We start from the raw sequence: 23,062 nt of genomic DNA, 5'->3' as shown, positions 1-23,062 counted from the left end.
GTCGCGGCTACGGCTGCGGCGGTCTTTTTTTTCACAACGAGGTGAATATTCCACCCCTTATACAAAACGATTACCTACTCTTAAAGAAACGGATTTATGAAACAGACAAGACAGGATTTCTTCACGGCAAACGGGGAAGGAATCAAAATCATGACGTTCGCGGAGTTCGCCCGGCATATCCTGCATATGGAATGCGGGGAAAGTCTGGAACTGTATGCCACTGTGAACCGGCAGACACGGGAGTGTTCCCGGCCGCTCTCTGTCAGAAAGGAACAATGGAACGGCACGCCCTTTTACCTGCTCGGCGGGCACAGGCAGGAAGTCCGTACCATCAATTTTGCGGGTCGCCCGAAAGAGGAGTTTGAAACGACCTGCCATGATGCCCTGGACAGCTACGATGCCGTGGAAAGTATCGGGGCGGTCGTGTCGAGACTGCGTGAATTATCCCCCGAAGAGCTGCATAAGCGGATTGCGGAAGAGATGAAGGCCGGCTGTAAATACCTGCTGGTCTACCGCAGCGAGGAGGAAATGGCGGCTGCACTCGACGGCAGGATATACGCCGTCAGCGACACGGACGGTAAATATCTTTGCGACCTGTACCAGCCGGATTACCTCCATTTGGAAAACGAGGGCGATATTGTGGACACCGCATCCATTCCGGACATGCGCTTCCATTCCGATTGGGCAATCGCCAACCCCACGGTACGCGACAAGGTGCTGTCCTCCCGGATGGTGATTATATATACCCACGAAACGATAACGCTATGATAGAAATTGGCAAAAGGATAGAAACGCCGGAAGGTGTATTCTATGAACTGGAATACGGAGGGGAAGGAAACATCTACAAGAACGAGGATGCCTTTCTCTACCGCCCCGATGAAGTGTGCTATATACCTGAATACGCGGCAGAAGACCATGAGGGCTGGCGTGTACCGGAGAGCAGTAACGGCTGTTTCACGCATAACTCACTGCTCGCCCTGTGCAAGGGTAATGAAGAGGTGTGCCAGGACCTGTTTTACAGCCTTGAATGGACGTATCCGACCACCTTGCTGGAAGAATGGGACTCGAACGGCTATTTCGATGATATCGGGGGCTGGTATGACGATAACGGTTAAATGGAACGGTACATCATGGACAGGAAATACAGAATTACATACTCGAGGAAGATCACGAACAAGACCCCAAGCTATATATTGGGCCTGCGGGCGCATCTGAAAGGCGTCTTCCCTGAAACGGAACGGTACGGCAAGGAAGAATTCGACCACGTGCTTCATTGCATCAGCTCGTTCATTGATGATTTTACCTTCAAGGTACGCAATTCCCGATACCGGGGCAATATCCTGAAAAGGACTATCCGGAACGACTGCCTGGAAGTCTTCAGCCTGGGTGACGGGAAAGTGATACTGACCGTCTCCTTTACCCTGCTGGAAACATGAAACCAATAACATGACAGATATGGATAAAATACAGAAAGACAATGCGGAGCCGGGTAAAGCCCCGGACAAAATGAGTGCCGACGAGCTGCACCTGTTCGCCGTCCAGTACGCCTTTATCGACGAACGGCTGCACGAGGCCGGGCAGGCCATGCTGAAATTCATGCTCGAATTTCTAAAACGATACGGCCGCGTATCGCTCGGCCTCACGGAAGAGGAGGAACTCGATGACAACAACTTCCCTGTCACGACAACCCTGTACGGGAAGCACGACACGCCCCGTATTAAACTCACCGACGTATACCTGACAAACGGGCAATACCTTCATGCCGACGGAATAGATGCAGAAACCGGTGAGAAACGGAGCGGTTTTTACATATACAGTGAGCAGTATGCCGATATCTTTCAGTTTATCGGCTACGCCTCCCAAATGAATTGACAATCGAATGAATAACCATAAAACCAAGCATCGATGAACAGCATTGAAAATTTACAGACTGCAATCCGCAATATCCTGACGAGCAACCGCCTTACGGAACTCTGTCTGGGAGAACCCGGCGAACTGGAGGATCCCACCTATATCATCTGGTATGACAGGCACTGTGAGCCTAACGAAGACCCGGTATTGAAGGTTTGCCTTGAAGATGAGGGCATTGCCGTTGAGGTCGAAGCCCGTAGTTTCGGGAACACGATAACCGTCTACGATTATGACATAGACCGTATTGAATGGTGGGAAGGCATTCATGCCAATATTCTGGAAGTACTGGAACGTGACGGCAAGCGTCGATGTCCGGCCTGTGGCAGGACGGTCAAGGGGAAGCAGCGGTATTGCGGTACCGGATGTCGTGATTTCATGATTCCCGGACCGACAGTAGAACAGGTGGCGGAAAAAGCCAACCGGAATATCCGCAAGCTGGCAAGCCTTGCCGCCGGAAAGGACAAGGCGTACCGGAAACGGCTGATAGAGAAATATACCGTCGGCCTGTCATAGGCCGGCTTTGTTACACTAATAATATACGATACAATGGCAACAAGAACCATTTACCTGACTGTACGGCTTGATATCGACAACCCGAAAGTCGATGAAATAACTGACGAAGAGGTTGACGAAATCATCAGCGAAATAGATTACGAATTCAAAAAATACGGGGATTATGAAATCGACACGGAAATCTGCGGACGAAATGACGAGGATGGTCTTTAGACGCTATCCCGACGGACAGGTCATCGCCCTGTTCCCGGACATACCGTGGAGCGGACGGCGGGGTGAGGCAACCTCCTACATGCACGTCGGCCAGCATGGCGCGGCGGATTACAGCCATGTCGTCGCCACGACCAAACCGGTAACGGAAAAGGAATATGCCGGCCTGCTGGATGAATTGAGGCAGACCGGCTATGACAATATGAGAATTGTAAAACGGGCAAAAATTCAGAACTATGAACAAAGATAACCAAAGGACAATACTTGCAGGCCATTATGAAGGCAGCCTTGATTTCCGGAAGGGACAGGGCAAAGATGAAATTACAGCTATGGAACCGGCCCTGCGCGGACCTGGAAACGCTGCGGAAACGGCGGACGGGATTGTGGCGACAACACCTGAACCTGACGATGAGAATGTCCGCCGCTGCGACCATTGCGGGAAACCCATGAAAGAAGGATATTATCTGGGCGGGGAATTCGCCTGTTCCGACGAGTGCGCGCTCGCCCTTTACCACGGGGACAAGGCTCAGATGGACGAAGACCTGAGCCACGCGGACGAAGCGGACGGAGAGTGTTACTGGACGGAATGGGATTCCGTTTACTTTGATTGAAATACCGGGGCAATGAGAAAATTTGAAAAAGGACAAAAAGTCTTCTGGAATGACCCTGCCGGTGAAACTTTCGGGGAATACAAGGTCTATGATGCCTTTGAAGAGAGATATGCGGACCTCACAGACGAAGATTTGGAAGCTCTGGAGGAATTCGACGACCGCATCATCCTGATCGGTGACGGGGTAAGTGAGGCGGAAGTCTACGCAGCCGAACTTGAAATCCTGTAAGGAATTCATTTCAGGAACAAGAATAATAGAATATCAAATGACAACGACCATCAAAAAAGGACAAAAAGTGTGGTGGGACGATCCCGCCCGAGAAAAATCCGGCGAGTACGATGTGCTTGCCGTAGATTACGTCAAAAATATCGTGAAAATAGGTGACGGAAAGGAGACTTTCGAGTTGCCGTCGGAACACGTGGAGATTGCCTGTCCGGTATCGGAAGAAGACCGGTTGCAGCTTGACAAACTGGGCCAACATTACCGTATGCTGGAAAAAGACATGCTGGAACTGATGCGGAAAATCGTCTCCCGTTTCGATGACGGGGAGTTTTCCGTCGAGGGGTATTCCGTACAGGTTTGCGACGAGGACCATGACCCCTGCTGCGTTTACGGTTTTACGGTGGACAACGGGGAATTGTATGCCGAACTGGATTACGAAAGCGGGGATATCCGCAAGGTTCCGGCCAAGGATTTACACACCGGGGCACTCTTTGAGGCTTTCTGTGAATTGGTCGAAAATCTATAAAACATCTCATGAAAGAACTCTATATTAAAAATCTTTGTATCGAGATTACCCGGCGCTGCAACATGTGCTGTGCCCACTGCATGCGAGGAGATGCCGAGCCCGTGGATATCCCTTTGAAACATATAAGCAACCTGCTGCGGCATGTCAGGCATATCCACCATTTCAACATCACGGGCGGCGAGCCTTCGCTTAACGTCCGGGCCATCCGCCATATCCTTGATCGGGTACGCGCCTACGGCATTACTGTCAATGACTTTTATATCGTAACCAACGGCTCTGCCACATCCCGTTCGGAGGAATTCATAGAAGCCTGTGCCGCGCTGTACGAGTACCAGGAGGAAAAGGAGCAGGACTCCGGCCACATGCTCGAAATGAGCGACGACCGTTTCCATGATCCGGCAGAGCATGCCGCCACGCTCGCGGCACTTTCCCCGTATCCCTTTTTCGGAGTCAGGGGACAGGCCGAACGGATCTTCCTTTTCCGGGAAGGTCGCAGTACGGAGGGACATCCGAATCCCGTTCATAGGATTTACCTTACGGAGGAGAACTACGTTTATGGCGATCTCTGTCTCAATGCCGAAGGCATGATTCTCTCCAACGGTGACCTGAGCTATGCCCGCCAGCGGGAACATGCCCTGTGTCCTTGCGGAAAGCTCATGAAATATCTCCGGAATACCCTGAAAGAGCGTAGAAAAGAAAGATTATACAAATAAACCATTCAAAACAAAAAGACATATGATAAAGATAACCATGATTTTTGGCGAGGATGCCGTAAGAAAATATGACGAGAGCAAGGAACTGCCTTCCGAGGAATGGCTGATGGACAACGGGGGTGTCGTGGACGAGAAAGAGTTCAAAACTCTTGAAGAATATAACGCCTATGTCGCCGGGTTGAATGACGGTGACGGCTGGAGCGATTACCAGATCATACGTCATGAGGACGAACCGGAAGATACGGACACCCAGTGTGAAGAGTCAGTATGGATGCGCCTTGGTGCCACGGTAACAGGCAAGCGTGAGGAAATCGAAAAAATACTGAAAGGTCATGTGGATACGCTCGCGCAGCTGTTGGCGCGGGGAAAGTTCGAGATAAGCGGTGAAACATATATTCCCGCAACGGTCATAGAGGAATACAATAAAGAACACCTGACCGATTTCGAGGAAAAGGATATGGATTTTCACTTGTCATAAAAAACGATTGCCACGATCATGATAACAGTGACACTTTTGCCCGGTAAGGACACCGTAAGCATATACAAGAAAACCGGGATCATCCCGCCGGAAGAGAATACCGCCGACTCCGGCGGTCACGTGATAACCAGGCAATTCGGGACTGAAGCGGAATATAGGGCCTACGCAATGGCAGTGGAAGACCTGGAAGGACATAGGGGCCGGCAGATGCCGGCTCCCGTCACGAGTCCGGCACCATCATTCCGCACCGGGGATTTCGTACGCCTGACGGACGAGACGGTCGGTTCGATACGCCGAAGTTTTGGAGACGGACCAGCGGCTTACCGCAAGGAAATGCTGCTTGAAGTCATATACTTACGGCCGAGTAGCGAGAATCCGACCGTAGGGGTGCGGGATATACACGAGGACGACGTCCAGGAATTCAACGCCGTTTCCCTCCGTCCCCTGACCGCCGAAGATCTGTTGGGAATTTTCTCAACGGTATAAGTTCACTAATACATAGAAATGAATGGCACATTATACCTTTGAGATTTTTAAATATAAGTGGATAACCGACAAGGACGGAGATACTTATAGAGATTATATAGATGAGATGCCACACTTGATTGTAGAAGCGGAAAATTATATCGAAGCGACTTTTAAGGCACAAAAGAAATACCCGTCGGATAAATACACGCATATGCTTATAGATACGGACGTGGAAAAATGGCCTGCCGATATATCAATGTTTTAGTTTAAATACGAACAAAAAGGAGATAAAGTATGGAATCAGAAGTATTAAAAACAGGAATGAATTTAATCATGGAGAAACAGATTATTCCCAATCCTATTTGCCCGAATGGTTGCATTTATCGATTAATACACAACAAAAGAATTAAAAATGAAAATACAAACTACAAAAATCACATTACCGCCGATTGGCCTTGACACACAAATTCAAGATGCAATCGAAGGCGAAAATGAAGAAACTAAGTTGGCCGTTCAGGACAAGAAAGAAAAGGTAAAAATCAATCTCAACAGGATAGTAAGTATTAATAACTCTCCGGTACGTGAGTGTTGGATAAAAGAGGAAAATCTCCACTATTATATGGCTAATGGTAAGGGTGTTGAATATTACTTCCCTATAAAGTACGCTTCGATTGGAATTGACATTGACTCAGGACCAACGATAACTTGTTTGTGACAAGAAACTCTCAAATGACATGAAAGAAAAAGATATAAATAATTTAGTAATGAATAAAGATGTTTTAGTAGCACATGCCTCCGATGGAATGGGATGTGCTTATGAAAAAGAAGTAACTTCCATATCTGTATGGATAAACGGAAAATGTAGGCACTGCGTTAATGATGAAAGTGTTTCCGCTTTACTTAAAGAGGCGAAGAAGTCCGGTAAAATTCAAATATACATCTGTGGTAATAAGAAAATGGACGGAAATATAGATGCGTTTGGAAGTACTCCTCTGTACACTAATGGGCAATTCAGCGTAAATGAGTTGATATACAACGGAAATGCTGTTTGGTCAAGAATTAAATCAAAATCAAATAGATATGAACTGTAAAAAAAATCAGGCTATTACGACTTTTATTCATGGAATGCAAACGATAAACAGACACAGCCATGCCATACAGAAGCACGGGAATAACCATTTGCGGGACACGGTATGACCGCAGGCAAAAACTGACACCCGAACAGCGGGCAGAGATTTTCCACCGTTACATGACGGAAGATGTCAGTCAGCGCCAGCTGGCACGCGAGTACGGTGTAAGCCGCCGCCTGATTACGTTCATCGTGAATCCCGAAAGGGAGAAGCGTAACAGGGAGCTGCTGAATAAGCGCAAAGCGAAGGGGCTGTACAAGCCTGACCGAAAAAAGCACACTGAAATTATCCGTGAATACCGGCGCTACAAACAGAAGTTATTCAAAGAAGGCAAAATCCAATTAAATACTGACAGAAAATGAAATTACAGGAAAAACAGAAAGAACTGGAACAGGAGATTATCGCCAATCTCAGGGCGATTCCAAAAATGCCGGAGGGCTTGCTGCCCCACACGGTCTATGTCGAGGAGGAAGGCGAGGACGATGAACATCACGGCATACCGGTATATACCGCGTACAAGCTGGAAGAGATCAGGTCGGACGGGAGCTGCATGCTCTATAATCCCGACAGCCGGGAGCGTTTCCCCTGCCGTCATCTTTACGAAATCAATATCGACTGGCTGGTTACCGTCTGGGAACGGTATCTGGAACTATGCGTCGGGCAGAAACTCTGGAAACAGAACGCCGTCGCTTTCCTGAAAGAAAGCACGGATAAAACGGAGGCGGAGATCTCCGCTTTCGTGGACTCTGGCTGGGACAGATGTTCGGCTTACACGGACAACCTGAAACGATTTCTCGGGAAAGATGAGGTCAAAGAGGTGTGGGTGTTCTCTTTCCCTATGGATGATTTCGGGCGTGACGCTCCTGACAAGGAGATCATTCTCGATTACGAGAACAACCCGCATACAGAGGTTGAAAAGATGACACCGCTGGAGTTCACGGCAAGAATCAATGACGAGATGTTCAATGACCAGGATAATTGGGTTCGGGCCATTGAACTTCCCGAGCATAAGTAATAACCACAAAACAATTTAATATGATTACCCAAAGAAATATTCAAGACGAGAACTTTGACTCTATGACTGTCAACGGTATACCGGCATTGTTCACCAATTTCAAGATTGACCGCAATGCCGTGCCGGAAGGACTGCATGCGTATGATATCCGGGAGTCGGATGACGGCGGGCGTTTTGCGACCATTGAACCGGAGGTAATGGTAAACCGTGCCGGAACAATCCTTACAAGAGAAAAGCTGGTCATGGGAGAAAATGGTTACGTGCGGATTGAAGAGTACGGATTTGAAGATTCCATGACACTGGACGAATGGCTTGCAGAGTATAATTAAAACGATGGAAACAGGTGTTAAAGAACTGACAGAAAAATACCGTAAACGTTTTGAGGCTTTTTATCATACGGAAGGAAGCAATACCGACAGAAAAGGAAGCGGGAGGAAGAGAACGGAAGAAAGTCCGAGCTTTCTAAAAGAGGTCATACGCCCGATACTTGACACGCTACCGGAACTGTTACCGAGATATGGCCTTATCAAAACCACGGGTGATTACGCTATGTACGGAAAATATTGTCGTATTAAAGCAGGCGCTGTCCTTATTGGTGGATTTTCTATAAGCGAGAACTTGGGCTACTTTTTACACCTCTGTTCCATGGTAAGGCCTGTAGTAAAAGCCATAGGATAGACAATATGAACAATTCGTTAAAACCATCAGTGAGGAGTTTGAAAAAAGGAGGTGAAAATGAGAGAATAGTTCCGCTTATAAAAAGTGGGGCGAGTCCGCAATTTATTGTATATTTGTCCAATAAAAAAGTCTGTATATACCTTTCGGATGAACTCCCAACAACTGAATTGGTTGCAGGTACTTTTTATGTTTGGCAGACACCAAACCATACACATATATTATATGAAAAAGGAACAGATTATCCGTCAGTGTTACGGAGGTATGAAAGAAAAGCATGGCGTGGAAACCATTACCCTTTTCCATGTAGGTGATTCATACGAAGCGTATTTTGAAGACGCCGAAACGATTTCCCGGATCATGGTAGCGCCTCTTTTCAAGATGACGGCGGCGAATATTCCTGCTGTCAGGATATCAGATACTGCCATGGAGGAATGTCGAAACCGGTTGTTGGATGCAGGACATGAAGTATGCGTGTCCGAGTTCCGGGGTGCATCCGGCCGCCACATCCTCAAAATTCTATGAAACAGTTAAGAAAGCAGGCTGATGAGTTTGTTTTCATGACAACTACAATCGGTCCACGGGCGATATTGGTATTTCTTGTCATTGTGGTAGGGCTGTTACGGATGTGTATTCCCGATAAGACTGATCCAATGGACAACAGTATCAACAAATCTTCCGAGATAGTGGCCCATGTCATGGTCAGGGACAGTACGAACAATGGCTTCCGGGTGGTATATGCAACAGCCGAACCTGTAACAGATGAACGGTTTGCGGAAATATGCACACGGACAAGCGTACGGAATGGTTTTGAAAGTCTGGAAAAGGAAGCCCCGATACATTTTGGAAACAATCTTTTGGAGACGGATATTTGCGACTTCGCCCTATATGTTTACAGGTTTCCGATTGACAAGGATATCCGCGTACATAACATTTTCGTGACAGGGAAAGAGAAGATGGATTTTTATGTCCGGGACAACCCTAATCTGCCGGGATGTGCCAGATGGATGCATCACGGCACAGAACAGGGAAACCAATATCTGAACGCTGACGATATAAATTACTATATACCTAACGGTGGGCGGATTTACCGATATTGGAAATGCCGTTATCTTCTGCAAACCTCTGATACAGATGAACGTTTCAGCCATTTTACAGAGGAAGAAAGACTGTACTGAGTGCAGTCTTTCTCTATATATTCGTACATAATTACCTGAAAACTAATGATTAAAATACTTTGTCAACACGCTTATTTGATATATATTTGCATGATAAAGTGAGTTATTAAAGACATATTGTTAATTGAAAGTAATAGATTGAATATGAAAGACCTGTAATATGACATCGGAAAAATCGCAACTGAAGTTTGCGAAATCGGAGCGGACAGGCGAACTGATCGGATTCGTTTCGCGCCACTCCAAAACACGTAAATTGATGGGAGTTCGTGAAGACTCAAGATTTGGCAAACAAATATGTGTTCTTTCAGAAGATCTGAAAGGAACTATTGAGCCAAACATCCTCTATTCGGTAGAGTTGAAACCCATGCACAACGCCAAAGGATATGTAGTGGTTGCTGCTACCCCTGTCTTGTTTCAAGCGCATGTGGAAACAATAATTGTCCCGAAAACATTGTATCAAGTAACTGTGACATTCGGCAACAAAAAGATTTTCTTCGATCCCAAGGACGGAAAGAGTGCTATGAGCCGTACAATAGACGGTGTATTGGAAATTCTCAAAGGGCGCAAGGATATCAGGCATCAGGAGAGTGTAATCAACGATTACCTAAACCAAGCACAGGCTTTGGTACGACGCATGGAATCTGACGGATTCATCCACACGAAAAACGGACATTCGGGAAGAAGCAAATGAAAGGAAAACCAAAGGTAGGCATAGCGACCGATGGTACCCATAAGGCAAAAGAGAGATTGACACGCTTCCGGGCTGTCGACCTCTCTTCCGGAATGGAACTCTTTTCGGAATCAATTGGCAATTGGACAAACAATATCGGGGAGTTTCTCGGTATTGTGACAGCTGTCAAGTATATTTTAGAGCATCCGGGGACTCCGCACACAATCTATTCCGACAGTATAACGGGTATTACATGGTATAATAATAGACAGACCGCTTCCTCACGCACATGCCCGGCATTACAGAAAGCGGAGATATTTCTCAAGGTAATGGAAGCAAGGATAGTGGATATAGAGGTATTGTATTGGGACAAGCACTTATGGGGCGAGATTCCTGCTGATTTCGGAAATAAATAATAAAGACAATTAATGATATGGCAAAATTGAAATCCCAGTCACAAAAATATGTTGAGCTGAAAGAGGAGGACTACTTACAGCTGGTTGAGAATACCATTAAAATGGAAGCTCTAAAGATTGCTGGCATTGAGAAGATGCCCATCTACAAGGCTATGAAGCATATTCTTGAACACGAGCACATCGACTTGCTTATCAAACCCGTTTCAAGGAGATATTCCTAATCTTTAAGTGGACAATACTATACTCCCAATACCGGAATAATTGTATATAGTCCATTATTTTATTTATTATTTATTGAAAACCCAAGAGAATGTGTAAAAATTATATTCACAGATTACACGGATTTACGCAGACAAATATTACAGAGTATCATCTGTTTGTTAAATTTAGTCTATGTACATCTGCGTAATCTGTGGTAAATTATGACACATTTCTGTTGTATTTCGTCATCACACCTTTCCGTACACTGTCCGTATTTTACCATCCACCAGCATCTTGTTCGACCGCACAATCCAGGTTCCACCGTCACTCAATCCGCATTTCAGTGCTTTCTCATCACCTCCGACCAGTATCGGTACGGTCGTTACCGTGATTTCGTCCGCCAACCCGTTATCCAAAAGCAGAGTTCCAATCTCCTCACCGTAAGCCACCACCGTACCGTCGCCATCCTCTTTTATTCTCTGCAGTTCTGCCACTACATCCCCTGTAATAAACTGCACTCGTTCATTCTCAGTCAGGTTGATAGCATTGTTCGTTACAACCAAAGTCTCTTTCGCTGTAATTGGCCAGCCCAAATGATTCATATAAATGCGCAGGTAAGTTTCTTCATCAATCAGCACGCAACCGGAGGCATCCACCGCTGTATCGAAATACTTGTCCGAAGAAGCCTGACAACCGTCGATAGATTGGTACACGTACAAAGTAATTTGTTTCATATCAATAATATTTTAATGGTTATGTTCGCCTTGTACCCAAAAGAACAGCGTGAACTCATTTTATATAAGCATACACAGCATGAACATTGCGTATACATCTTGCCTTTTTGAAAAGTGCAAGTTTATCTATACCAAGACGTTCAGCGAACGTACAATATGTATATCCCCCCGTCTATTTTCGGGCTGGGTATGAAGACGGCAGGAATCATACCCAGCCTGTCGTCTTCATTGCAACAAAGATAGCGAAACTTCCCGAATAATAAAACAATAGCCCTGTCAAATCCGGCTTCATCCATTAAAATATCCGGAAATTCTAACTTGTTGGTTGCTACTTTAGAATACAGAATTCATTTTTGTCAATAAGGTTTCGCCTTCGGTAAACTTGTAATAGTGCTTAAAGATTACCGCAACACTGTTTCCTGCTTGTTCTGCCGTAACAGCCGGAGAACAACCGGCATCTACCATACGGGAGATAAATGTACCTCGTGCGGAATACCAAGTTATATTCTCTTTTATATCCAGAATATTGCAAACTTTAGTCAACGTTTTGCTGACTCTATTAGAGATTTGAATGACTCTATTACGCATTTTGGCCTCCGTGGTATGTTTTTTTGTGAATACAGGGAATACATAGTTGTCAATGCCTTGACCTTCATATTTCTCAATAATTTGTTTTGATTTCTCTATCAACAAGGGTTTTCCAATTTTCGGGAATTTCATCCGTTCATAGATAACCTGGTTTCCTTGAATCATATTGTACGTCAAATGGCAGACATCCACATTGGCCATACCTCCTGTGTAATAACTGAAAAGAAATAAATCCAAGCAAAATTCCTCTTTAAGTGTAAGCAAGCTTCTATCCACATTCTCAATTAACTGTATCACTCTCTTGGAAACAGTTCTCGGTTCAAACTTGTGCCATTTCATCTTATCCTCCACACAGCCGAATATTTCCGGATCAGCACCGTGCATATTCAGCCCTTTGGCATAGTTGACTATGGCTCTTAGTTTACGCAACTTCTGGTTCAAGCCTGCTTTATTACCATTGGCAATCCCTTTTTTTTGTGTATATAGAACAAAATCCAAGAGGAACTGTTTTGTTATGTCACTGAAATAAAACACGGATAATGGTTTATTGTATTTCTTTTGTGTGAACTCTTCCAAAGCCTTCTTTATGATTTTATAGTCCTTTACACTCGCCAGGCTTTTCACAATCTTGCCGTTTTTCTCTTTTTCCTTTTCAGAGAATTTTTTAATCAAATAATCAATCATCTGGGAAACGGACAGAGAACGGTCTTCCTCTTTCATTTCCTTCCCTTTCTTTTTATCAAGACTAAGTGCCAGTTCGGCCGGACTCCATTTACGTCCTTCCTCTTCCCATTCTTCCGCAATCTTCTGATACTTTAATTTCAGATCAAGCAACATCTTGTTCTTTTTGATAGCATCGCTTGATTTGGAAATAAATGATTGTGACGCATTGTCCCAGTCTTTGATGGGACCGGTGATATTTAGCACTTTAGAAACTCTGTTGTAGCCTGTTTGGAAGAAGATCATTTCCAGTTTCACCAGTTTTTTGTCTTTTGAGGTCACTTTTCCTTTAATGTTGATCGAATACATTTTAATTAGGTTTTACGTGTACTCATGTAGACCAATTTTTTGCCTACATAACAGCCTACATAAGAATAGAGGTTACCCGCTATTTTTGTTTATTTCGGCTATTTATCCGTTCTACTACCTTTAATTAATTGTTTGACAATCAGAATGTTAAGATTTCCTCTTTATATATGGGCAAAAAAAAAGGCTATCTATCCCAGACAGCCAATCTTTTTTATTAACCTTAAATCTAATACTATGAAAAACACATTGCAAAGGTACGGATTTGTGGGAGTTGTGCAAATTATGAGCCTTTGTGCTGCTATCTTATAACATGGTTTAGTAGGTAGATGTATATGTTGACTATTAATGCTTTAATTGTCAAATAAGGCTTTGGAAAATCAGAATATCATTATCTTTTTCAGGTAAAAAGAGTGCTATATGTATTGAAAGCTTCTTTCAGTACTAATGATGGGTCAATGTCCGGTACTTCTCCTTTTGCAAAGTCTACTATTCCTATATTGATATTGATTATTGCTTTATATTCTTTATTGTAATAAGTGTACTCACCTTTTTCAAAATTGTGATAATCAGCTAATGCTATAAATATTTTCAAAATATACTCAGATTCTTCAATGCTGAAATTTGATTTATTAAGTTTGTTTATAGCAGATTCCATATCCTTTATTGTGCTAAACATTGTCCGAATAAAATCGAAAACAACCAAATTGGGAGACATATATACTGGTGTTCTCCTTCGTCCTATATAAACCAATCGATCTCCTTTAAAATCTTTATTAATATATTTCAGTAATGTTCTTATATTAATAGACCCATTTTTGACAAATGCGGATAATATACTACAGCAGGTTATATGTGAATAATAGCTATTGTTATTTAGACCCACTTCTTTATCAGATTTGGTTGTTGCAAGAATATGTGCTATGGCTTTTATAATTTCATTTGTATTATTAAAATGGTATATTTCTTTACTATAGAATTTATCAATGTATCCATTGAAATCTACATTTATTCCATATTTGGCACTATAAATGTTTCTTATATTATCAATATCGCATACTAAAATTATTTTGTCAAATCCAAATTTGTGCTCTTTAGTACCACAAAAATCATTATGTACTGATAATATATTTAATATTCTAAAGATATGTTCAGGGTCGATACGGTCTAAATCATCAATAATGAGGACGATTTGCTTATTGGGACTATTATCGGTTTTGGGCTTGATACAATAGAACGGATGATTTGAGTTATTGTATTATCTTCATAGATGCTTCCTTTCTCTATGCTAATGCTATCGAAGAATTTCTTGACATGGGATTCTTCATTTTTCGAATTATCTTTTGCATATGTTTCGATGTTTTCTTTCAGTGCGATACACCTGTCTATGATATCTGTGCCAAAAGTAATTTTTTCTGCTATAGAAAAAAAATTCCCCCAAAAATCTTTAGGATGATTTACCATATAAAAATATGCGGCATTGCTTAATGATATTTTTTGTTTCTCAAAATCATAGGGGACTTTTTCTAATAACTGCATTAATATGTCCACTTTGATATACTCAAAAATATCTTCGTTATTAGCAACAGAGTAATTAATTGGGGTTAAATATATTCCAGTGTATTTATCTTTGTGCTGATTAAAAAAATTATTTAGAAAATATGATTTTCCTATTCCAAAAGCTCCAGAAAAGATAATGTTCTCATTGTCTTTTTGTTTTAGGAAATCAGCAAAACGTTCGGTTTCTTTAGATATACTTATTTCCATTTTTATATTGATATTTGATTTGTCTCAAAGTTAATATCTTTTTTCATATTAAGCAAAACCTTCTGCCAAATCTTGTCAGTAACTTCTTTGATACCAGATAGTCCGTTCGTGGATTATTCGGTATCTTTATTTTCGTAACGTAAAATAGTGTGCCAATGGAGATAATTTATAGAAAAATAGAAGACCTTAAAAAACTGGGTAACAATCCCAGAACCATATCAGAGGAGCAGATGCGGATACTCAAAGAGTCTATTCATAGTAATCCGGACTACTTCGAAGCACGTCCCATCATACTCTCTGACCGGACTGGGGAACTGGTGATTATAGCCGGAAACCAACGGTATGAGGCCAGTGTAGAACTAGGACTTTCTGATGTGCCGACGGTTCTGCTTCATGGGTTGACAGAAGAACGAGAACGGGAGATTATTATCCGTGATAACGTGAATAATGGTACATGGGATGAAAAACTGTTGAAGGAGTGGGACGCAGAATCTTTGATGGGTTGGGGATTAAACTTTGATTTTGACTATGATAGTCTGGTAGATAGTGAAAGTGATGCCCGGAATAAATACACGAAAAAGATAGAAGCTCCGGTGTATGAGCCTAAAAGCCCTGTATGCCCGGAAATAAATTCTCTCTATGATAAAAGCAAATATGAAGAACTGATTTCGGAAATAGATAATTCAAACGTTCCGGAAAATGTGAAGTCTTTCCTTCGGATAGCTGCATTGAGACATATTGTATTCGATTACGGACGGATAGCAGAGTTCTACGCCCATCAGGAGAAAGAGATTCAGGAACTGATGGAAGCGTCTGCGCTGGTGATAATAGACTTTGATAAGGCGATAGAGAACGGTTATTCCAGATTCAAGGAAGATATTTATGAAATAATGCTGGAGGATACTGAAGATGAGGAGTGATTTTGCAGCATTCATACTGACGCATGGCCGTGCCGGTTCCGTCATTACAGATAAGACACTGCGGAAGTGTGGCTATACGGGACCGATTGTTTATGTGATAGACAATGAAGATAAAGTGGCCGCAGAGTATTACGCGAAATATAAAAACGTTGTAATGTTCGATAAACCAAAGATTGCAAAGACTTTTGATGAAGCGGATAATTTTGATGATCGCAGAGCTATTGTTTATGCGCGTAATGCTTGCTTTCAGATAGCAAGAAAACTTGGCTACAAATACTTCATAGAACTGGATGATGATTACGATGTGTTTTCTTTTACTTATGGTAGAGATGGTATAGTCAAACAGAGGGCGATAAAGCAATTGGACGTGGTATTTGAAGCTATGCTACGTTTTTATGAAAGTATTCCGGCTCTCACTTTGGCTATGGCTCAGAGAGGCGATTTTGTAGGAGGAAAGGAGAACGATATTTTGAAAGGCGAGAAGATGAAACGGAAAGCGATGAATTCTTTCATCTGTTCCGTAGATAGACCGTTCCAATTCGTTGGTCGCATTAATGAAGATGTGAACACCTATACCACGCTTGGTAGCAGGGGATGTCTGCTTCTGCAGGTTCCACAAGTGGCGCTAAACCAGAAGCAGACACAGAAGAATAAGGGTGGGATGACAGATATATACATGAGTCAAGGGACATATGTCAAGAGTTTTTATACGGTTATGATGATGCCATCCTCTGTGAAGGTGGGCGTGATGGGCCATAGCGAGGAAACGAAAAGATTGCACCACGTGATTAATTGGAATAACACTGTTCCTAAGATATTGGACGAACGATTCAAGAAGAAATAAGATGGCGGCACCAACTGGAAATAAATTTTGGATGTTAAGGAGCAAGCATGGGAGGGATAAACTTTTTTCCACGCCAGAACTCTTATGGGAGGCGGCATGTGAGTATTTCCAATGGTGTGATGAAAACCCATGGTTATCTAAAAAGGCCATTCAAAAGACTGTTCCGGTAAGAAGGAAAAAAGGAAAGAAAGTGGAGACAGTCAATGAGCAACAAGTACAACAAGAAGTTTCCCCGACTTCCCGTCCGTATTCCCTTACCGGTTTCTGTATTTATGTAGGTGCTTCTTCCAAGTGGTGGAGCACTTTTCGTTCCGAATGTAGAAATAAGAATGATGAAGATTTTTTGGAGGTCATCGCACGCGTGGAGGAAACCATCGAAACGCAGCAGTTTGAGGGAGCGTGCGTTGGAGCTTTCAATGCGAATATCATTGCCCGTAAACTTGGACTTTCCGACAAACAAGAGGTGGACTATACGAATGCAGGAAAAGAGTTCAAAGGATTTAAATTTCTACCATATACAGAAGATGCGGAGAAAGTCAAGTAATGGGATATAAGGTCAATATAAAGCAGAGGTTAGCCTATAACTACCTTCGTGACGATGTTACGAAGTTTCTGTGTTATGGTGGCGCCGGTGGAGGTGGAAAGTCATGGCTTGGGTGTGAATGGCTTATGCAATGTGCTTACTATCTCCCGGGCACTCGATGGTTTGCTGGCCGGAATAATTTGAAAGATAGCCGTGAGTCTATCTCTGTCACTTTCGACAAGGTGGCAAAGTGGCATCGATTCACTGATTACAAGCAGACCAATGACGGTATACTTTTGGGGAATGGGTCGGAAATCATCTTTCTTGACTTGACATATTATCCCGTCAAAGACCCGATGTATGAGCGATTGGGCTCTAAGGAGTTTACTGGAGGGTGGATTGAAGAAGCCGGGCAGGTTCACTACCTCGCATTTGAGGTTTTGAAGACGCGTATAGGACGGCACTTGAATGATGTGTATGGAATATCCGGAAAGATACTTATCACTTGCAATCCGAAGAAGAACTGGCTTTATCGTGAGTTCTATAAACCGTGGAAAGAAGGCAGGCTGGAAGCCCCATACGCTTTTATTCAAGCATTGGTGCAGGATAATCCCTACGCTACCGAGGACTACATAGATACGCTCCGTAATACCAGGGACAAAGTGACAAAGGAGCGCTTGTACTATGGTAATTGGGAGTATGACAACGACCCGACAGCACTCTGTGATTATGATGCTATTTGTGACCTATTCGCAAATGAGCACGTAAAACCGATAGGATTATCGACGGGAGCAGCTGACCTTGCCATGAAAGGACGTGACCGCTTTGTCGGAGGGCACTGGGTAGGCAATGTGTGTTATATCCGGTTAGACCAGGAATATAGCACGGGTAAATCTATTGAGACGGACCTTAAAAACATGATGATACAGTGGAAGATTCCACGTAGCATGATGGTCGTTGATAGTGATGGACTTGGAAGCTACCTTGAAAGTTATTTGAATGGCATCAAAGAATTTCATGGTGGTAACCGACCTATTAATCCAGAGTACGACAATCTGAAGTCTGAATGTGCATTTAAGCTTGCAGAGCTAATAAATAATCGGCAGATAAGAATTATATGTACGGAAGCGCAAAGAGAGCGCATAATGGAAGAATTGTCCGTCTTGAAGCAAGACCATATAGATGCCGATACCCGGAAGAAAGGGATAATCAGCAAGGAGAATATGAAAGATATACTCGGGCATTCTCCGGATTACCTCGACATGTTGATAATGGCAATGCTTTTTCGTATAAAACCGATACCTAAAAGACCAAAAGCAAAATTAGGACAGATATGACAGTAAAAGAGTTTTTGATATTGAGTGACGTGGCGAGCAATGCTGCTGAATTGTTGGAGCAGATAGGAAAGTTGCCTAAACCGGACTTTGTCGCAGGTGTCAGAGTTCCGGAGACTCTGAACGACCTCACCATAGGTCAGTTGATGGAACTGCAATCCGTACGCAATGTAATAGACTGTATAATGGTTCCATGTCGTGTTGTCCTCGGTTTGCCTATTGATAAGATAGAGAAGTATGAAGCAGCGGATATTTTGGGATTCTCCACATGGGTAACTAGGGAAGTTGAACGTATTACCAAGCTCTTTGAAACTACAAGCGTGGCACCGACTCCGGAAGAAAGACGTGCCGGAGTGGATAAGCTTTCGTTCGGGTTGTTTGGCTTGGTAGATTACTATGCTACCCGTATGGGGATAACTGACCATGAGCAGGTAGAGAGTGTTCTATGGGTAAGAGTGTACAAGTGTCTTGATATGGACGCGGAGAAAATACGTTATGAACGTCGATTACGAGAAATATATCAGAATAAGCAATGAATATAAGTGTAGAAAGGAAAATCGCTTCTATCGCAGAGAAGCTGGAAGGAGTTACCTATTTATTTGATAACTGGGTGACCGCCAACGTTCGGCTGGATAAGATGCCATTGCCGGCCATTATAAATCTGCTTCCTGCATCTGGGAAGTTCGTCATATCAAGGACTCAGTTAAGAGATTGCCCAAATTGCATGATTGCTTTTGTAGACAAGACGGCGTTTGATTTTGACGGGGTGGAGAATGATGAGGTTATTGAGAGGTGCAAAGGGTATGCAGTTCAATTTATCCGTGAGTTGAATAGGAGCGGGCTGTTTGAGTGGGTAAGCGATGAGGTCCCTTATTCCGTTTTCTATGATAAGCTGGATGTAAATGTTACTGGAATAGTAATAGAATTGAAATTGAAAGAGGTTCAAGGAGCGCCCATGTGCTAGTTATGGAAGATAGGAGGAAAGAGGTAAAGGCGATATTGTGTGAGGAGTTGGATAATCTTCGGCAGCGCATCATAGAAAATCATATACGGGCTGGGCAGCGTGCAAGTGGCAAAACTATCAAGAGCCTGCACGTTGTCGTGGATGATAATCATGGTACTCTTTATGGTCGTCAAGCGTTCGGAGTTCTGGAGGTGGGACGTGCCTCGGGGAAAGTACCGAAAGGATTCTATAAGATTATTCAGCAATGGATGATAGACAAGGGTATCCAAGTGGAGAGACCAAGGTCATTTGCATACCTTGTGGCCCGGAAGATAGCAACAGAGGGCACATCACTTTATCGCTCTGGTACGTACGAGGATATATATACAACGGACGTGGAGCAAACAATACGGGACATTATGGACCGTGTGTTTGATATACTCGTTGATGATGTGACACATATAAATCTACATAGTAATGAGAACTCATAAGATAGGGGAAACAACCATAGAATATCCGGATGAAATATCTTTCTGTTTTAATCCGGTAGTGATAAACATTTACGGGCATGCTTGGGATTACGTGGAGGTGACGGTGACTGATATCGTTTCTGAAATTTCATACAAGGAGAAGAGGGCTCTGTTTAATAATGCATGCTTTTTTGATGTGTCGTTTTACATGCAGTCTACATTTGACACTGTAGAATTTGGGAAAATTGATTATTCACAGACGATTCCGAAAGATAGCGGGGTAGGACGTGTGTTCTCTGTAGATATTGACTTTTATTCGGACAGTTCAATGTCTGAAAGTTTTCAATTCAATACGTTCATCATTTGGGGGGCAATGAAGGTGGGTGAACGGTATAATGGAAATCGTATATTGACGTGGTTTAAAAACCTTCCGTTTACGGTAGGAATGTATACGGCCGGTAATGCTAATGTGAGTGTGACCGCTGACAGCATTTCTTTACCAGCTATTACATTGTCTGAAAGAAAGGTGTATAATATTACTTTGAATGGAATTGATGCAAACAATGAGGTCGTATTGAAATTGCCGGGAACGAGTGTGGGGGCAAACGTGTTCGACAATACATTTGATTTTACTTTTCATGCATTGACGAATATGGCTGTAAACGTGAGGCTTTTAGTTGATGAATGCACGGATGGAATTTATTTACGTTGGATAAATCGTCATGGCTTTTATTGCTATTGGTTGTTTAAACGTGGTGATGAGAGTAAACAAATTGCCAATGATGGTGAATTTATTCGTAATAATATGCAAGACTATAACTATGTTAATGGCTATCATGGAGGTTCAGGACGTAAGCAGAGAAAAACAGAAGAGAATACATTGTTGGTGTGTGCTCCTTTAGTGGACTCTGAAACGTTTGACTTCTTGTTTCAACTCGCGTTGTCACCCATCGTTGATATGTATGCAGGTAAAAATGTGAATGGAGTTGATAGCTGGAAGGCGGTGAATGTATCTGTTGGTAACTTCAATAAGACAAGAGCCGTATTGCAGGATTTCGTAGCAACAATCATATTACCAGAAACAAGAGTACAAAGCTTATGAGAAATGACATGCTATTTATTGATGGTAAGTTGGTAGACTTGGACGATAATACCAAGATTACACTTAATTTCAAGAGCAATATTTTTACAGACTTGAGTAAAATTGTGAGCAATAATAGTTATACAATCAAATTACCTAAGACAATAAGGAATCAACGTATCATATCGCATGCTGAGCTTCCATCTGCAGACTCCGGTTATCCTCGGAAATATCATGATGCAAGATATTTTCGTAATGGGGTAGAGGTTATTCCAACTGCTAAGGCTGTACTTATATCTATATCTGATAAGATTGAGATTGCCATGACGTGGGGAAATATAACAGCACTATCATCAATGCTTGAAAGTGGAAAAAGCCTGAGAGATATGGATGCTGGTGAATATGTGGGAGGTATATATTATCCGAAATATATTGAATGGAAAGATTGGGGAGAAAATGATCGTGTATATCCAAAGGTTGACTATGGTTTCAGAAATGGAGATTCAATGGTGTGGTATCATCCTGTTCAGTCTGTAAAACAAATCATGGAATACATAGAAGAGGATAACGGCATATCTTTTATTTTTCCAAAAGACAAAGAGGCTTTATTGGAAAACATGTTTGTTCCATTATTGGAAAAAAATCCAAGCGAAGAGTATGCAGAAATCGAAGCTATAACCATTGATTTAAAGGGCGTTGCAGAGGATAGGGCTGGCAAGACAAACATATACTTCAACGATATGGGAAATGTTGGTTCGTTTTATGGAAACCTTGCAGTAATAGGAAACGGAGTGAGTGGAGGATATTACAATGGCTATAGGTCTAAAGTCATAAATGCTGTACCTAAGATATCGGGTAATTTTAAAGTTAAAGTAAATACAAATGTGGCTCCATTATCTGCTACATTGGAAGTTTATAATTACAACTTCAATGAAGTCGGTAGCGAACTGGATACAAGTACTGTACTTACAATTCCATTACTGAATGTAAATTTTATAAGTGACGGTGTATATGAGGTCTTGTTTCAATTTGAGAATAGGCAAACAGAGATGCTTTCTACTCTACATTCTTCTATTCCTCATCTGAAATTTGCTTTGCAGAATATAGGCAAGCCATCTGATGTCGTTTCTATTAGCGGCACGTTGAAGATAACGAATATAGAGCAAGAAATATTATTGGGTGGTAGATATTGGATAATACCTAATCTGCCAGATATAAAGCAGTCTGATTTTATTAAAGCTATATCGGCAATCATAGGTACTTTCCCTTTGTTCACAGAAAGTAACGGCCTTGTGTTTGTATCATTTGATACAATTATGTCTAATAAGGCGAAAGCGTTGGATTGGACCCGTAGGCTGGTTGCTACATATAAAGATAATAAACCTAATGCGATTGCCTATTCTCTTGATGATTTTTCTCAAAAGAATTTTTATAGATGGAAGGAGGATGATACGGTAGTGGGGAAATATGATGGGTATTTGTTTGTAGAAAACGAAACGATAGAAAGTGAAAGAGATGTTGTTGAATTGCCGTTTGCTGCTAGTGACCAATTCTCGGATGTAGCCAAGATACCAATATATTCATATGATGAGGAAGGTAATTTGGAATACAATTCAGTTGAGCCAAGATTATTGGCTTATAATGGTGTGAAAGGGGTATTTACTGGTCTTGATTGGAATACACTCCTTTCTATGTATTACCAAACATACCAATCTATCATACGAAGGCCTATTGTTATTACAGAAAAGATAGAAATAAATGATATTGAGTTGAGAGACTTAGATATGACTGTTCCAATTTATTTGGCCCAATATGGTAGATATTATGCCATTATTTCCATTAAGGCAGAAGATACGGGAATATGTGAATGTAAATTGTTACAATTGGAGGTGTAG

General features: G+C 42.5%; 38 protein-coding genes and 1 pseudogene. 34 read left to right on the top strand and 5 right to left on the bottom strand.

The features are described from left to right. Nucleotides 1-96 precede the first annotated feature (96 nt). From DXD65_RS02000 to DXD65_RS01880, 25 genes are all read left to right on the top strand, one after another. A complete protein-coding gene (locus DXD65_RS02000; protein WP_101602806.1) occupies nucleotides 97-768 on the top strand; it encodes a tyrosine protein kinase in 672 nt (223 codons plus the stop codon). Continuing rightward, nucleotides 765-1,115, top strand: coding sequence for a thrombopoietin receptor (locus DXD65_RS01995; protein ID WP_101602807.1), 351 nt, complete (start codon nucleotides 765-767; stop codon nucleotides 1,113-1,115). Before DXD65_RS02000 ends, DXD65_RS01995 begins: the two co-directional genes overlap by 4 nt. Further along, the gene (locus tag DXD65_RS01990; RefSeq protein ID WP_101602808.1) at nucleotides 1,116-1,436 is read left to right on the top strand and encodes a hypothetical protein; all 321 of its coding nucleotides are present in this window, start codon (nucleotides 1,116-1,118) and stop codon (nucleotides 1,434-1,436) included. A gap of 19 nt (nucleotides 1,437-1,455) precedes the next feature. Further along, entirely contained in the window at nucleotides 1,456-1,872 is a 417-nt protein-coding gene (locus tag DXD65_RS01985; protein ID WP_229093118.1) for a hypothetical protein, read from the top strand. Nucleotides 1,873-1,905: 33 nt separating this feature from the next. Beyond that, entirely contained in the window at nucleotides 1,906-2,424 is a 519-nt protein-coding gene (locus tag DXD65_RS01980; RefSeq protein WP_101602810.1) for a hypothetical protein, read from the top strand. 33 nt (nucleotides 2,425-2,457) lie between these two features. Next, a complete protein-coding gene (locus tag DXD65_RS01975; RefSeq protein WP_101602811.1) occupies nucleotides 2,458-2,637 on the top strand; it encodes a hypothetical protein in 180 nt (59 codons plus the stop codon). Continuing rightward, nucleotides 2,588-2,884, top strand: a complete 297-nt coding sequence (locus DXD65_RS01970) for a hypothetical protein (RefSeq protein ID WP_117652804.1) — start codon at nucleotides 2,588-2,590, stop codon at nucleotides 2,882-2,884. Before DXD65_RS01975 ends, DXD65_RS01970 begins: the two co-directional genes overlap by 50 nt. Then, nucleotides 2,871-3,245: a hypothetical protein gene (locus DXD65_RS01965; protein WP_117652803.1), complete on the top strand. Its 375-nt coding sequence runs from the start codon at nucleotides 2,871-2,873 to the stop codon at nucleotides 3,243-3,245. Before DXD65_RS01970 ends, DXD65_RS01965 begins: the two co-directional genes overlap by 14 nt. A 12-nt stretch (nucleotides 3,246-3,257) precedes the next feature. Next, on the top strand, nucleotides 3,258-3,473 hold the full coding sequence (locus DXD65_RS01960) for a hypothetical protein (RefSeq protein ID WP_101602814.1): 216 nt from the start codon (nucleotides 3,258-3,260) through the stop codon (nucleotides 3,471-3,473). Nucleotides 3,474-3,510: 37 nt separating this feature from the next. Further along, nucleotides 3,511-3,993, top strand: a complete 483-nt coding sequence (locus DXD65_RS01955; protein ID WP_101602815.1) for a hypothetical protein — start codon at nucleotides 3,511-3,513, stop codon at nucleotides 3,991-3,993. A gap of 8 nt (nucleotides 3,994-4,001) precedes the next feature. Beyond that, entirely contained in the window at nucleotides 4,002-4,706 is a 705-nt protein-coding gene (locus tag DXD65_RS01950) for a radical SAM protein (protein ID WP_101602816.1), read from the top strand. A gap of 22 nt (nucleotides 4,707-4,728) precedes the next feature. Next, the gene (locus DXD65_RS01945) at nucleotides 4,729-5,184 is read left to right on the top strand and encodes a hypothetical protein (RefSeq protein ID WP_101602817.1); all 456 of its coding nucleotides are present in this window, start codon (nucleotides 4,729-4,731) and stop codon (nucleotides 5,182-5,184) included. A 120-nt stretch (nucleotides 5,185-5,304) separates the two neighbouring features. Beyond that, a complete protein-coding gene (locus DXD65_RS01940; RefSeq protein WP_230372819.1) occupies nucleotides 5,305-5,670 on the top strand; it encodes a hypothetical protein in 366 nt (121 codons plus the stop codon). Nucleotides 5,671-5,692: 22 nt separating this feature from the next. Next, nucleotides 5,693-5,917: a sulfate transporter gene (locus DXD65_RS01935; protein WP_101602819.1), complete on the top strand. Its 225-nt coding sequence runs from the start codon at nucleotides 5,693-5,695 to the stop codon at nucleotides 5,915-5,917. A 147-nt stretch (nucleotides 5,918-6,064) separates the two neighbouring features. Then, on the top strand, nucleotides 6,065-6,367 hold the full coding sequence (locus DXD65_RS01930) for a hypothetical protein (RefSeq protein ID WP_101602820.1): 303 nt from the start codon (nucleotides 6,065-6,067) through the stop codon (nucleotides 6,365-6,367). A gap of 19 nt (nucleotides 6,368-6,386) precedes the next feature. Continuing rightward, nucleotides 6,387-6,743, top strand: a complete 357-nt coding sequence (locus tag DXD65_RS01925) for a hypothetical protein (RefSeq protein WP_101602821.1) — start codon at nucleotides 6,387-6,389, stop codon at nucleotides 6,741-6,743. Between the two features lie 59 nt (nucleotides 6,744-6,802). Beyond that, on the top strand, nucleotides 6,803-7,144 hold the full coding sequence (locus DXD65_RS01920; RefSeq protein ID WP_101602822.1) for a hypothetical protein: 342 nt from the start codon (nucleotides 6,803-6,805) through the stop codon (nucleotides 7,142-7,144). Continuing rightward, nucleotides 7,141-7,797, top strand: a complete 657-nt coding sequence (locus DXD65_RS01915; RefSeq protein WP_117887318.1) for a hypothetical protein — start codon at nucleotides 7,141-7,143, stop codon at nucleotides 7,795-7,797. The genes DXD65_RS01920 and DXD65_RS01915 overlap by 4 nt, the downstream gene beginning before the upstream one ends. A gap of 20 nt (nucleotides 7,798-7,817) precedes the next feature. Then, nucleotides 7,818-8,126 (top strand): LPD28 domain-containing protein, encoded by a 309-nt coding sequence (locus DXD65_RS01910; RefSeq protein WP_101602824.1) that lies wholly within the window; start codon nucleotides 7,818-7,820, stop codon nucleotides 8,124-8,126. Nucleotides 8,127-8,130: 4 nt separating this feature from the next. After that, complete coding sequence (locus tag DXD65_RS01905) at nucleotides 8,131-8,475, top strand: hypothetical protein (RefSeq protein ID WP_229093117.1); 345 nt, start codon at nucleotides 8,131-8,133, stop codon at nucleotides 8,473-8,475. Nucleotides 8,476-8,697: 222 nt separating this feature from the next. Further along, nucleotides 8,698-8,997, top strand: a complete 300-nt coding sequence (locus DXD65_RS01900; RefSeq protein WP_057279731.1) for a hypothetical protein — start codon at nucleotides 8,698-8,700, stop codon at nucleotides 8,995-8,997. Next, nucleotides 8,994-9,650: a hypothetical protein gene (locus tag DXD65_RS01895; protein ID WP_101602825.1), complete on the top strand. Its 657-nt coding sequence runs from the start codon at nucleotides 8,994-8,996 to the stop codon at nucleotides 9,648-9,650. The genes DXD65_RS01900 and DXD65_RS01895 overlap by 4 nt, the downstream gene beginning before the upstream one ends. Nucleotides 9,651-9,810: 160 nt before the next feature. Beyond that, nucleotides 9,811-10,341, top strand: a complete 531-nt coding sequence (locus DXD65_RS01890; RefSeq protein ID WP_057279688.1) for a hypothetical protein — start codon at nucleotides 9,811-9,813, stop codon at nucleotides 10,339-10,341. Continuing rightward, nucleotides 10,338-10,736: a ribonuclease H gene (locus tag DXD65_RS01885; protein WP_032532837.1), complete on the top strand. Its 399-nt coding sequence runs from the start codon at nucleotides 10,338-10,340 to the stop codon at nucleotides 10,734-10,736. Before DXD65_RS01890 ends, DXD65_RS01885 begins: the two co-directional genes overlap by 4 nt. Before the next feature lie 17 nt (nucleotides 10,737-10,753). Continuing rightward, nucleotides 10,754-10,957, top strand: a complete 204-nt coding sequence (locus tag DXD65_RS01880; protein ID WP_101602826.1) for a hypothetical protein — start codon at nucleotides 10,754-10,756, stop codon at nucleotides 10,955-10,957. A 228-nt stretch (nucleotides 10,958-11,185) separates the two neighbouring features. Here the strand turns inward: DXD65_RS01880 and DXD65_RS01875 are convergent, their stop codons facing one another. The 5 genes and pseudogenes from DXD65_RS01875 to DXD65_RS01860 form a co-directional block, all read right to left on the bottom strand. Continuing rightward, nucleotides 11,186-11,671, bottom strand: coding sequence for a dihydrofolate reductase family protein (locus DXD65_RS01875; protein ID WP_057279686.1), 486 nt, complete (start codon nucleotides 11,669-11,671; stop codon nucleotides 11,186-11,188). A 333-nt stretch (nucleotides 11,672-12,004) separates the two neighbouring features. Next, nucleotides 12,005-13,288, bottom strand: coding sequence for a phage integrase SAM-like domain-containing protein (locus tag DXD65_RS01870; protein WP_101602827.1), 1,284 nt, complete (start codon nucleotides 13,286-13,288; stop codon nucleotides 12,005-12,007). A 397-nt stretch (nucleotides 13,289-13,685) separates the two neighbouring features. After that, nucleotides 13,686-13,943 carry a hypothetical protein gene (locus tag DXD65_RS21185; RefSeq protein WP_233556111.1) on the bottom strand — a complete coding sequence of 86 codons (258 nt, stop codon included), beginning with the start codon at nucleotides 13,941-13,943 and terminating at the stop codon, nucleotides 13,686-13,688. A 270-nt stretch (nucleotides 13,944-14,213) separates the two neighbouring features. Then, nucleotides 14,214-14,432, bottom strand: a pseudogene (locus DXD65_RS21550) (hypothetical protein); the annotation flags it as partial. Between the two features lie 20 nt (nucleotides 14,433-14,452). Continuing rightward, nucleotides 14,453-15,052 carry a hypothetical protein gene (locus DXD65_RS01860; protein ID WP_117887317.1) on the bottom strand — a complete coding sequence of 200 codons (600 nt, stop codon included), beginning with the start codon at nucleotides 15,050-15,052 and terminating at the stop codon, nucleotides 14,453-14,455. Nucleotides 15,053-15,207: 155 nt separating this feature from the next. Here DXD65_RS01860 and DXD65_RS01855 point away from each other — a divergent pair, with 155 nt between their 5' ends. From DXD65_RS01855 to DXD65_RS01815, 9 genes are read left to right on the top strand one after another with little or no spacing between them, the layout of a single operon-like run. Then, complete coding sequence (locus DXD65_RS01855; protein WP_117887316.1) at nucleotides 15,208-15,972, top strand: ParB N-terminal domain-containing protein; 765 nt, start codon at nucleotides 15,208-15,210, stop codon at nucleotides 15,970-15,972. Next, entirely contained in the window at nucleotides 15,962-16,816 is an 855-nt protein-coding gene (locus tag DXD65_RS01850) for a hypothetical protein (protein WP_117887315.1), read from the top strand. Before DXD65_RS01855 ends, DXD65_RS01850 begins: the two co-directional genes overlap by 11 nt. Nucleotide 16,817: 1 nt before the next feature. Continuing rightward, on the top strand, nucleotides 16,818-17,360 hold the full coding sequence (locus DXD65_RS01845; protein ID WP_117887314.1) for a DNA-packaging protein: 543 nt from the start codon (nucleotides 16,818-16,820) through the stop codon (nucleotides 17,358-17,360). Then, nucleotides 17,360-18,676 (top strand): phage terminase large subunit, encoded by a 1,317-nt coding sequence (locus DXD65_RS01840; protein ID WP_117887313.1) that lies wholly within the window; start codon nucleotides 17,360-17,362, stop codon nucleotides 18,674-18,676. The genes DXD65_RS01845 and DXD65_RS01840 overlap by 1 nt, the downstream gene beginning before the upstream one ends. Continuing rightward, the gene (locus tag DXD65_RS01835; protein ID WP_117589275.1) at nucleotides 18,673-19,209 is read left to right on the top strand and encodes a hypothetical protein; all 537 of its coding nucleotides are present in this window, start codon (nucleotides 18,673-18,675) and stop codon (nucleotides 19,207-19,209) included. Before DXD65_RS01840 ends, DXD65_RS01835 begins: the two co-directional genes overlap by 4 nt. Continuing rightward, nucleotides 19,206-19,637: a hypothetical protein gene (locus DXD65_RS01830; protein WP_117589274.1), complete on the top strand. Its 432-nt coding sequence runs from the start codon at nucleotides 19,206-19,208 to the stop codon at nucleotides 19,635-19,637. Before DXD65_RS01835 ends, DXD65_RS01830 begins: the two co-directional genes overlap by 4 nt. Continuing rightward, on the top strand, nucleotides 19,631-20,107 hold the full coding sequence (locus tag DXD65_RS01825; RefSeq protein WP_147335289.1) for a hypothetical protein: 477 nt from the start codon (nucleotides 19,631-19,633) through the stop codon (nucleotides 20,105-20,107). The genes DXD65_RS01830 and DXD65_RS01825 overlap by 7 nt, the downstream gene beginning before the upstream one ends. After that, complete coding sequence (locus DXD65_RS01820; protein ID WP_117589272.1) at nucleotides 20,094-21,188, top strand: hypothetical protein; 1,095 nt, start codon at nucleotides 20,094-20,096, stop codon at nucleotides 21,186-21,188. The genes DXD65_RS01825 and DXD65_RS01820 overlap by 14 nt, the downstream gene beginning before the upstream one ends. Beyond that, on the top strand, nucleotides 21,185-23,062 hold the full coding sequence (locus DXD65_RS01815; RefSeq protein WP_117589271.1) for a hypothetical protein: 1,878 nt from the start codon (nucleotides 21,185-21,187) through the stop codon (nucleotides 23,060-23,062). Before DXD65_RS01820 ends, DXD65_RS01815 begins: the two co-directional genes overlap by 4 nt.

It is taken from the genome of Bacteroides sp. 4_1_36, assembly GCF_003466325.1.
In the GTDB taxonomy this organism is placed as follows: domain Bacteria; phylum Bacteroidota; class Bacteroidia; order Bacteroidales; family Bacteroidaceae; genus Bacteroides; species Bacteroides uniformis.
This window is presented reverse-complemented; position numbering and strand designations above follow the sequence as displayed.